The 10692-nt window shown below is 67.5% G+C and carries 10 protein-coding genes; 3 read left to right on the top strand and 7 right to left on the bottom strand.

The window, feature by feature from the left end; genetic code table 11:
- From L995_RS00400 to L995_RS00385, 4 genes are all read right to left on the bottom strand, one after another.
- Nucleotides 1-285 (bottom strand): DUF6531 domain-containing protein (locus L995_RS00400; RefSeq protein WP_047468063.1); only part of this gene is annotated, 285 nt, incomplete at its 3' end.
- 518 nt (nt 286-803) lie between these two features.
- Nucleotides 804-2318 carry a tripartite tricarboxylate transporter permease gene (locus tag L995_RS00395; protein ID WP_016449639.1) on the bottom strand — a complete coding sequence of 505 codons (1515 nt, stop codon included), beginning with the start codon at nt 2316-2318 and terminating at the stop codon, nt 804-806.
- Nucleotides 2318-2887, bottom strand: a complete 570-nt coding sequence (locus L995_RS00390; RefSeq protein WP_016454030.1) for a tripartite tricarboxylate transporter TctB family protein — start codon at nt 2885-2887, stop codon at nt 2318-2320. The genes L995_RS00395 and L995_RS00390 overlap by 1 nt, the downstream gene beginning before the upstream one ends.
- A gap of 216 nt (nt 2888-3103) precedes the next feature.
- Entirely contained in the window at nt 3104-4063 is a 960-nt protein-coding gene (locus tag L995_RS00385) for a Bug family tripartite tricarboxylate transporter substrate binding protein (protein ID WP_016449641.1), read from the bottom strand.
- Nucleotides 4064-4163: 100 nt separating this feature from the next.
- Here L995_RS00385 and L995_RS00380 point away from each other — a divergent pair, with 100 nt between their 5' ends.
- From L995_RS00380 to L995_RS00370, 3 genes are read left to right on the top strand one after another with little or no spacing between them, the layout of a single operon-like run.
- Nucleotides 4164-4886 (top strand): response regulator transcription factor, encoded by a 723-nt coding sequence (locus L995_RS00380; protein ID WP_016449642.1) that lies wholly within the window; start codon nt 4164-4166, stop codon nt 4884-4886.
- A gap of 25 nt (nt 4887-4911) precedes the next feature.
- A complete protein-coding gene (locus tag L995_RS00375; protein ID WP_016454029.1) occupies nt 4912-6399 on the top strand; it encodes a sensor histidine kinase in 1488 nt (495 codons plus the stop codon).
- 4 nt (nt 6400-6403) lie between these two features.
- Entirely contained in the window at nt 6404-6853 is a 450-nt protein-coding gene (locus L995_RS00370) for an RNA-binding S4 domain-containing protein (protein ID WP_016449644.1), read from the top strand.
- Between the two features lie 101 nt (nt 6854-6954).
- On the opposite strand, the gene L995_RS00365 is transcribed toward L995_RS00370, so the two are convergent.
- From L995_RS00365 to L995_RS00355, 3 genes are read right to left on the bottom strand one after another with little or no spacing between them, the layout of a single operon-like run.
- On the bottom strand, nt 6955-8328 hold the full coding sequence (locus tag L995_RS00365; protein WP_047468066.1) for a uracil-xanthine permease family protein: 1374 nt from the start codon (nt 8326-8328) through the stop codon (nt 6955-6957).
- Between the two features lie 47 nt (nt 8329-8375).
- Nucleotides 8376-9785: a guanine deaminase gene (gene guaD, locus L995_RS00360; protein WP_047468059.1), complete on the bottom strand. Its 1410-nt coding sequence runs from the start codon at nt 9783-9785 to the stop codon at nt 8376-8378.
- A gap of 19 nt (nt 9786-9804) precedes the next feature.
- The gene (locus tag L995_RS00355; protein WP_016454025.1) at nt 9805-10548 is read right to left on the bottom strand and encodes a 16S rRNA pseudouridine(516) synthase; all 744 of its coding nucleotides are present in this window, start codon (nt 10546-10548) and stop codon (nt 9805-9807) included.
- Between the last annotated feature and the right edge of the window lie 144 nt (nt 10549-10692).

Genomic DNA, 10692 nt, shown 5'->3' with positions numbered 1-10692 from the left:
CAGCAGGCCGCAGGCCGCGCCGTGCTCGGGGTTGACGTAGCTGCTGTACTGGCGCTGCCAGGCCACGGGCAGCGCAGCCGATGGCAGGGCGAAGTCCAGGTCTTGTGCGCCCAGCAGGACCTTGGCGCCCAGTTGGGGGTTGACGGGGGATCCGACGGTGATGCCGTCCGGGCAGACGGAGCAGGCCAGGCCCCCCTGGCTGCCGATGAGCACGGTGCGCGAGCCGGTGACGATCTTGCCCTTGACGACGCTGTCGGTGATGCGGGCTGCGGGTTGGCCACTCATGCGGACTTCTCCTGAGTGGACTTGATGGCGCAGTCGCTTCGTATCGCTGTATCCAGAGCGGCAATTGCTTCACATTGCCTCATCCCAGGCAGATGGAGACAGTGGCGGATTCCCTGATGGCCAGGCATTTCATGAGAATGCAGTGGCTCGCCCCATGGCGTGCGGATGTCAAATGGTCGTGTCATTGTGTCAACCGCCCTGCGGACGGCTCCCCTCTCTCGATGAGCGCGAATCATAGACAGGCCAATGGCAATGGCGCAATTGATTTATGCGTCAGACTTTTCCTATAAATGTAAGCAGATTAATTATCTTGGATACATCAGCAATTGAATGAAGCTTCACCCATGGACGGCCATATCGATAATTCCCGCATGCCATTGGCGCAATGGGCATGAGGCGCCTGCTGATCCGCATCAAGGCGCGTCAATAAAAAAGCCCCCGCCTCGAAAGGCAGGGGCTGTCAGGGGCCCGTGGACGCCATGCGTAGCATCGACGGGCCGGCTAGCAACGGGTTGGCGTCAGCCGGCAGTGGCCTGCGGCGAGGGCTTGGGCTGCAGGCGCTTGAGCACGCGCGGCACGATGAGCACGCAGGCCACGATGATGATCAGCGTCAGCGACATGGGGCGCTGCAGGAAGATCCACCAGCTGCCTTCGCCGATGGACACGGCGTTGCGCATCTGCGCCTCGGCCAGGGGGCCCAGGATCATGCCCACCACCACGGGCGCGGTGGGGAAGTCGAAGCGGCGCATGATCACGCCCAGTACGCCGATGCCGTACAGCAGGAACAGGTCGAACGCGCTCTGGCGCATGCCGTAGGCACCCACGGTGGCGAAGATCAGGATGCCGGCGTACAGCTGGGGACGCGGGATCTTGAGCAGCTTGACCCACAGGCCCACCATGGGCAGGTTGAGCACCAGCAGCATCAGGTTGCCGATGTACAGCGAGGCGATCAGCGCCCAGACCAGGGCCGCGGACGAGCTGAACAGCTGCGGGCCGGGGTTGATGCCGTAGTTCTGGAAGGCGCCCAGCAGCACGGCCGTGGTGTTGCTGGTGGGAATGCCCAGGGTCAGCAGCGGGATCAGCGCGGCGGTCACGGTGGCGTTGTTGGCCGCCTCTGGGCCGGCCACGCCTTCGATGGCGCCCTTGGTGCCGAACTCCGCACGGTCCTCGCCCTTGGCCAGTTTCTTCTCGGTGGCATAGCTCAGGAAGGTCGGGATCTCGGTGCCGCCGGCGGGAATGCAGCCGAAGGGCGTGCCGATGACGGTGCCGCGCAGCCACGCGGGCCACGAACGCTTCCAGTCACGGCCGGTCATGTGCACGCGGCCCATCTTGTTTTGCGTATCGACGACCTTGCCTTCGTACATGGCGGCGTACAGCACTTCGGCCACGGCGAACAGGCCCACGGCCACGAGCACGATGTCCACGCCGTCCAGCAGTTCCATCTTGCCCATGGTGTAGCGCGCAGCGCCCGAGATCTGGTCCATGCCGATGCAGCCCAGTGCCAGCCCCAGGAACAGGGCCGTCATGCCGCGCAATGCGCTCTGGCCCAGCACGGCGCTCACGGTGGTGAACGCCAGCACCATCAGCATGAAGTACTCGGGCGGGCCCAGCTTGACGGCGAAGTCGGCCACCGAAGGCGCGAACAGCGTGACGACCACGGTGGCCACGGTGCCGGCCACGAAGGAGCCGATGGCGGAGGTGGCCAGCGCGGCGCCCGCGCGGCCGCTCTTGGCCATCTTGTTGCCCTCCATGGCCGTGACCATGCTCGCGGTCTCCCCGGGAGTGTTCAGCAGGATGGAGGTGGTGGAGCCGCCGTACATGGCGCCGTAGTAGATGCCCGCGAAGAAGATCATCGAGGCGGTGACATCGACTTTGGCGGTGATGGGCAGCAGCATGGCCACGGCCACGGCCGGTCCGATGCCGGGCAGCACGCCCACGGCCGTGCCCAGGGCGCAGCCGACCAGGGCCCACAGCAGGTTGGCCGGAGTGATGGCGGTGGCAAAGCCCGCCAGCAGTGCGTCAAAGATTTCCATTACAGCCACCCCGTCTCAGTCAGGCCCGGCAGGTTGATCGCCAGGAATTGCGTGAAGGCCCAGAACACAGGCGCCGAGATCAGCAGTCCGGTGACCACGTCCTTGGCCCAGGTGATGGGCTTGCCCGCCTGGGCCTGGCCGCCGGCACGGCGCAGGCCCTGCACGGCCAGCACGTAGCAGACGGTGCAGCTGACGATGAAGCCCACGGTGCCGATCAGCACGGCATTGACCAGCAGGCCCGTCGACACCCAGACGAAGGCGCCGATGTCGGCTCGTGGGTGGCCGCCCCCGCAAGAGGCTTCGCGAAAGCCGCCCGTGCGTGCCTCCCAGACCAGCCAGGCGCCGCAGACTGCGAGCACCAATGCACACAGCCAGGGCAGGAAATTGGGGCCGACGCCGCCGTAGCCGGCATCGCCAGGGATTTGCAGCGCGCCGAAGGCCAGGCCTGCAGCGACAAGCAGCACGCCGGAGCCGACGATGGTCTGCGCGCGTACCGAGGGAAAGCCGCTGGGCTCATCGGCCTGGGCGGCATCCGTGGCAAGTGGATTGGGTTGTGAGGACTCGGACATGGTCAGTTCCTGGCCGCAGCGGGACCGGCGACCGGTCCGGCCACCGCTGCAGACGTGGGGAAAAAATTAAGCCGCCGGGGCCTGCGAGCCGCTGGCGCGGCGCGCGGGCATCTTCCGCTTCTTGAAGCAGGCGCTGCGACTGGCGCCTGCCGTGGCCAGCAGGAGGGCGGGCCTGTTGCTGCACCGACCCCGCAAGAGGCCGGTGCAGCAGCTCGATCACACCATGCCGGACTTGACCATGGTGGCGCGCAGGCTCGCGAACTCCTGGTCCACGAACTCGCCGAAGGCATCGCCGGCCAGCCATGCAGGCGTCCAGTCGTTCTTCTGCAGCGCCTCGGCCCAGGCCTTGCTCTTGGTGGCCTTCTCGATCATGGCGACCAGCGCATCGCGCTGTGCCTTGGTGATGCCGGGCGCACCGTACACGCCGCGCCAGTTGCCGATCTCCACGTTGATGCCCTGCTCCTTGAGCGTGGGCACGTCCACGCCCTTCAGGCGCTGGCCCGAGGTCACGCCGATGGGCTTCATCTTGCCGGTGCCGATGTACTCGGCGAACTCGCTGTAGCCGCTGCCGCCCACGGTGACGTTGCCGCCCAGGATGGCGGAGATGGCCTCGCCGCCTCCACGGAATGCCACGTAGTTGATCTTGGAGGGATCGACGCCGACTTCACGCGCAATCATGGCCGCCGCAATGTGCTCGGTGGAGCCGCGCGAGCCGCCGCCCCACTTGACGGAGCCCGGGTCCTTCTTGAGCTGGGCGATCACCTCGGCCATGTTCTTGAAGGGCGAGTTGGCGGGCAGCACGAAGACGTTGTACTCGCTGGTCAGGCGGGCCAGCGGCGTGGCCTGCGTGAGGTTCACGGGCGGCTTGCCCGTAATGATGCCGCCCAGCATGACGGCGCCCATGACCATCATGGCGTTGGGATCGCCCTTGCTGCCGTTGACGAACTGCGCAAGGCCGATGGCGCCGGCGGCGCCGCCCTTGTTGTCATAGGTGACGGAAGCAGCCTGACCAGCGTCCTGCAAAGCCTTGCCCAGGGCACGGCCCGTGGTGTCCCAGCCGCCGCCGGGGTTGGCCGGCAGCATCATCTTGACGGCTGCCGCAGCCTGCGCAGACAGCGGCAGGCTGCCTGCGGCGGCCAGTGCGGCCAGCGACTTCAGAAAAGTATCACGACGCATGGTTTGACTCCTTGTGTTGTAAGGCTGTCGATGATCGGTTCGCTACCTGTCAAATGGCTGTCCAAACCCCTAGGGGAATCCCTAGATCGCTCTCGCCACGATGGCCTGCATCGCGCCCGGTGCTAACGTCCGGCCCATGCAATTGCTGCTCGTAGAAGATGACAACGCCATGCGCACCACGCTGCAGCGCACGCTGATCAGGCGCGGCATCCAGGTGGAGACGGCGGCCGACGGGCCCTCGGCCCTGGCGCAGTGGCTGGTGCGCGAGCCCGACGCCGTGGTGCTGGACCTGAGCCTGCCCGGCCTGGACGGCCTGCAGGTGCTGGAGCGTGCGCGCGGCCAGGGCCTGCGCACGCCCGTGCTCATCCTGACCGCGCGCGGCACCGTGGGCGACCGGGTGCTGGGCCTGAACGCCGGTGCCGACGACTACCTGGCCAAGCCCTTCGACCTCGACGAGCTGGAGGCCCGGCTGCGCGCCCTGCTGCGCCGCAGCAGCGACAGCTTCACGCCCAAGCCGCCGCCCGAGACCATCGCCATGGGTGCGCTGCGCTACGACAAGGCCAGCGGCGCCATCCACCGCGATGGCGAGATCATGGAGCTGACGCCGCGCGAGCTGGCCCTGATGCACGCCCTGCTGGCACGCCCCGGCCATGCCGTGGCCAAGGAGCGCCTGTTCGCGCTGGTGTTTCCCGGCGAGTCGGACGTGCAGTACGAAGCCGTGGAAGTCGTCGCCTACCGGTTGCGCAAGAAGCTGTCGGGCACGGGCGTGCAGCTGGTCACGCTGCGCGGCCTGGGCTATCTGCTCAAGGCCGAGTCGGCCTGAGGCACTCCACCACTCACCGCAGCCCATGCGCGACCCCGGTCTTCCCCTTCCCGCCCCCGCGCGCACGCGCCAGCCCTGGTCGCTGCGCCGCCAGCTGCTGACGGGCATTCTCGTGCCCGTCATTCTGTTCATTGGCTTCAATACCTGGAGCCTGTACCACCAGACGCTGGCTGCGCTGAACACCGCCTATGACCGCACGCTGCTGGCCTCGGCCAAGAGCATCAGCGAGCAGCTGGATGTGACGGGCTATGACGAGTCCGCCCAGCTGCATGCCATCGTTCCCTACTCGGCGCTGGAGATCTTCGAGGCCGACAACCAGAGCCGCATGTTCTACCGCGTCTCCACGCTGGAGGGGGAAATGGTGTCGGGCTTTGGCGAGCTGCCCATGTGGCACGGCGTCATTCCCCAGCGCCCGCCCTACGCGGCCCTGGTCGACTTCTACGACGCACAGTTCCGGGGCCGGCCCGTGCGCATGGCCGTGCTGCTGCAGCCCGTGGCCAGCGCCAAGGGGCGCGGCATGGCCGTGATCCAGGTGGCCGAGACGCTGGAGCTGCGTGAAGCGCTGGCCCTGCAGATCCTGCGCACCACGCTGGCGCGGCAGGCCCTGCTGGTGGCCGCCGTGGCGCTGATCGTGATCTTCGTCGTCCAGCGCGCCACACAGCCCGTGCGCCGGCTCAGCAGCGACCTGCGATCGCGCCCGCGCGGCGACCTGAGCCCGCTGTCGGCACCCTCAGCACCGCGCGAGTTGCAGCCGCTGCTGGAGGCCATCAACCAGCTCATGCTGCGGCTTCGCCAGCTGCTGTCGGACCAGAAGCGCTTTGTGCGCGACGCGTCGCACCAGCTGCGCACGCCGCTGGCCGTGCTCAAGGCACAGCTGCAGTCGGCCCAGCGCGGCGATGTGCCGGCCGAGCAGGCCTTTGAGGAAATCGGCGCCACCGTGGACCGTGCCACGCGCCTGGCCAACCAGATGCTGGCGCTGGCCAAGGTCGAGCAGCTGCGCCAGGAAGACAGCGCCGAGCCCGCATCGCCCGCGCCCAGCCTGCTGGACGAAGTGGTGCGCGACGTGGCCATCGAACTGTCGCCGCTGATTGCGGAGCAGGACATCGACTTTTCCATAGACACGGAGCCCTGCCCCGTTCCTGCCCACGAATGGATGCTGCGCGAGCTCACGCGCAACCTGCTGCACAACGCCATACGCCACATGCCTGCGGCCGGCAGCCTGCACATCAGCGTGCACCAGGCCGGCAGCCAGGCCGTGCTCAGCCTGCGCGACAGCGGGCCGGGCATAGACAGCGAGCTGGCGCAGAGGCTGTTCCAGCCATTTTCGGCCGGCAATGCGCGCAGCGGCTCGGGCCTGGGGCTGGCCATCTGCCACGAGATCGTGCAGACGCTGGGCGGCGCCATCGAGCTGCGCAACATCTACCGGCAAGGCCTGGTCTGCGGATTGCATGCGCACGTGGCGATTCCGCTGCAGCCGGCCACTGGCAAGCACCCCGCGCCGCGCGCACAATAACGCCATGACCGATATCGAATCCATGCGTCTGGACAAATGGCTGTGGTGCGCGCGCTTCTACAAGACGCGCAGCCTGGCGACGGAGGAAATCGGCAAGGGCCGCGTCACCGTCAACGGAGCCCTGGTCAAGCCCGCGCGCGAGGTGCGCTGCGGCGACACCGTGGCCCTGCGCCAGGGCCAGGTCCCGCGCACCGTGGTCATCCGCGGCCTCTCAGGCATGCGGGGCCCCGCCCCCGTGGCCCAGGCCCTGTACGAGGAAACCGCCGAAAGCCTGGCCGAGCGCGAACGGCTTGCAGAGCAGCGCCGGCTGGCGCCGGAGCCCGCCAGCAGCATCGCCAGCCAGCATGAAGGCCGCCCCACCAAGCGCGACCGCCGCCAGATCGACCAGGTGCGCGAGCGCGGCAGCTGGGACAGCCGCTGGAGCGCCTCCATCGACGATCTGGACCGGCGCTGAATCGCACGGCCCTGCCCGCCTCTTCCAGCAAAAAAGGCCATGCGCAACAACTGCGCATGGCCTTTTTTGCATGGATTTGCGGGAAGCAGGCCCTGCGGCGTTCAGACCACCTGGTCCCTGGCCGGGGCGTCGTCATCCTGCGCGCGCGGCAGGATGAGGTTCATCACCATGGCGGCCATGGCGCCCACGGTCACGGCCGAGCCCAGCAGGTACTGCAGCATGTCCGGCAGGCTCTGCACCCAGTCCTTGGGGGCCAGGGTGGCAAAGAAGGAGCAGATGATGGGCACGCCCACCACCAGCATGGCACGCTCGTCCAGGCGCACATGGCGCAGGATGCGGATGCCCGCCATGGCAATGGTCACGCAGACCACGGCGAACATGCCGCCGATCACGGGCGAGGGAATGGCCGCGATCAGTGCGGAGAACTTGCCCAGGAAGCCCAGGCAGGCCAGCACCAGGCCGGCTGCAATGAAAACCATGCGGCTGGCCACGCCGGTGATGGAGATCACGCCCGCATTGGTGGAGTAGCCGGTGACCGGCGTGGCACCTATCAGGGCGGCCACGCTGCAGCTCAGGCCTTCGCCCACGGCGCCACGGTCCAGCTGGCGGCTGGTGATGGGCTGGTTGATCACGGCCGAGACCGCGAACCACGTGCCCGTGGTCTCCGCCATGACCACGAGGTAGATCACGACGAAGGTGAGCACGGCGGGCAGCGAGAACTGCAGCGGATAGTCGATGCCCGCCAGCTTGGGCAGCGTGAGCCAGGGCGCATCGGCAATGGGCTGCCAGGCAAACAGCCCCATGCCCCAGGCGACGGCCGTGCCGCCAGCCAGCGCGATGATCACCGACGACAGGCGCATCCAGCGGCCCAGCCGGTTGTCGAAGCGCAGGCCCAGCATCATGGCCGCAATCAGCAGCGCCGCCGATACCGAAGCCAGCGCAATGGACTGGTTGACCGTCATGCCGCCGTGGACAGAGAACACGTTGGCGCTCAGCGCAATCGGCAGCAGCGACAGCCCCACCACGAGGATGATGGTGCCGCCGACGATGGGAGGCACCAGCCAGCGGATCACGCGGTGGAACCAGCCCAGCGCCCCCAGCGCAATGACGATGAGCGCTCCCGGAATCAGCGCGCCATAGACCGCTCCCATGCCGCCGAAGCCGCCGCCCGCGCCAAAGGCCACGGCCAGGATGGCACCCAGGGGAATGTAGGAAGGCCCTTGTGCCACGGGCATGCGCATGCACCAGGCCGTCTGGATCAGCGTGCCCAGTCCCGCTGCGAGGAAGGTGGACTGGATCATGGACGCCGCGTCGACCTGCGACAGCGCCAGGGCCGAGGCAATGATGAAGGGCACGACATACACGTCCATGGCCATCACATGTTGCAGGCCCAGCAACAGGGCCTGGGAGAGCGTGACGCGGTCGTCAGGGCGGGCGATCAGGCGCCCTTCGTAGGAGGAGGTCGGTTCGGTCATGGAGCGGAAAACGCGGGAAACAGCCAGTGCGCAAACGCAGCCGGTCTTCAGGCGGGGCTGGCCGCCTGGCGCCGGTGCACGCACGCGCCCTGCACCCAGGTGCAGGCCACATTGGCACGCGTGGCATGGTGGATGATCTTCTGCAGGATGTCGGCCGGGCCGTCCTGCTCGGGCCAGATCTGCACATTGGAGTCCGGCGCCAGGCAGTCGACGGCCAGGGCATCCATGGCATGGCCGGGCTCGATGCGGCCAATGGGAAGGTCCAGCGCATCGCCACCCGCCGCCGTGGCCAGCCACAGTGCAAAGACGTGGTCGATGCGGGCCTGCACGCCCTGCCCCGCCCTGCCGCGCCGGGCGGCCGTCTGCGCCGGATCCACGCCTTCGTGCAAGGCCAGCGAGGCTGTCATGGCATGGCGGCAGGCGTCGAACATGCTGGGGCTGTAGCCCCCCGAAATGTCCGTGGCCAGCCCCATGCCCAGGCCCTGCTCGCGGCCGCTGCGCGCAGGGAAAACGCTGTTGGCGAAATAGAAGTTGGACAGAGGGCAATGCGCCACCGAGGCACCCGTGCGCGCCATCAGCGCCACGTCATCGGCCGTGAGGAAGTTGGCATGGGCCACCACCGTGCGGCGCGTGAGCAGGCCGAAATCATGCAGCGCATGCGCATCGGTGCGGCCCTGGCGTTCCAGCACATGGGCGTGGGCCCAGTCGCTCTCGGAGCAATGGGTTTGCACATGGGCGCCGGTGCGTCCAGCCAGGTCGCCCAGGCCGCGCAGCAGCTCGTCGGTGCACGAAGGAATGAAGCGCGGCGTGATCGCCGGCAGCACGCGCTGCTGCGCGTTGTCCGGATGCTGGCGCAGCCAGTCGATGAAGCGTGCCGTCTCGGCAATGCCTTCGGCGGCGCTGTCGTCCTTGTAGTACGGGGGGCATTGCGACGGCTCGTCCATGGCCACCTTGCCGACCAGGGCGCGCTGGCCCAGGGCCAGGCAGCGTTCGGCCAGCACCTGGTTGCCCACGGCGTGGATGGTGCCGAAGTACATGGCCGTCGTCGTGCCATTGGCCAGCAGCGTACGCACCACGCTGTCGTACACCGAAGTGGCAAAGCCGGCATCGCCGTAGCGCGCTTCCAGGGGAAAGGTGTACTCCTGCAGCCAGGTTTCCAGCGGCACATCCAGGGCCTTGCCGCTTTGCGGCCACTGCGGGGCATGCACATGCAGGTCCACCATGCCGGGCAAAAGGTACTGGCCCTCGGGCAGGCGCTGCAGCGTGCCTGCGGCCGCATGCGCGGCCTCCAGAGCGGCGCGGCGGGGATCACCGCGCTCCAGCACGGCATCGATCATGCCGCGGCCATCCACGACGATCAGCACGTCCTGCCGGATGCGCAGCGCGTGCGGCGTGGGGGCATCGAAGGCCGTGCACAGCAGGGACCAGCCTGGGCGCGGCTCAGAGGAATTCATCATGGGAAACGACAAGAGAGCTTCACTTGGCCTTGAGCTTGGCCAGGTCCTCGACCGACAGCCAGCGCCACTGGCCCGGCTGCAGGTCCTCGGTGAGTTCCAGCTCGCCAATCTTCCAGCGGTGCAGGCCTTCGACGCGGTTGCCAACGGCGGCGATCATGCGCTTGACCTGGTGGTACTTGCCCTCGGTCAGCGTGAGGTCCAGCACATGCTCGCTCACCTGCTCGCAGGCAGCCGCCTTGACGGGCTTGGGGTCATCATCAAGCACCACGCCCTCCAGCAGGCGCTGCACCTGCCGCGCATCCACGGCATGCTTGGTGGTCACACGGTAGACCTTGGGCACGTGCTTCTTGGGCGAACTCATGCGGTGGATGAACTGGCCATCATCGCTGAGCAGCAGCAGGCCCGTCGTGTCCTGGTCCAGCCGGCCCACGGCCTGCACGCCCTGCACGGCACCCTTGTTCGGGCGCTGGCGCAGCGGCATGGGCAAAAGCGAGTAAATGCTCGGATAGGTTGAAGGCTTTTGCGAGCACTCCGTGCCCGCCGGCTTGTGCAGCAGCACATAGCCCAGCGCGTGATAGGCCCACTCCACTCCCTGTACGCGATAGCGCAGGCCTTCAGGATCGATGTCCTGCGTGGAGTCGAGGCAACGCACCCAGTCGTTGGCCTCGGTGTCCCACAGTTCCACCCAGCCCTGCTGGACCAGGCCCGAGCACACGCGGCGGATACCGAAGCCTTGGGAATACAGAATGTCTTGCAGTTGCATGTTGGTCTTTCAAGCCGGCGCACCCACCATGGCGCACGCACATCGCGCAGGGCCGGAACAGGTATTCTGCGCAAACAAGCAAAAAACCCCGTAGCTTTGGGCTACGGGGTTTCTTGGGCTGTAAGAGCCTGACGATGACCTACT

The organism is Delftia sp. ZNC0008 (assembly GCF_000799035.1).
GTDB lineage: Bacteria > Pseudomonadota > Gammaproteobacteria > Burkholderiales > Burkholderiaceae_C > Comamonas > Comamonas tsuruhatensis.
Note: the sequence above shows the minus strand (reverse complement) of the source record. Positions and strands in the feature narration are given on the sequence as shown.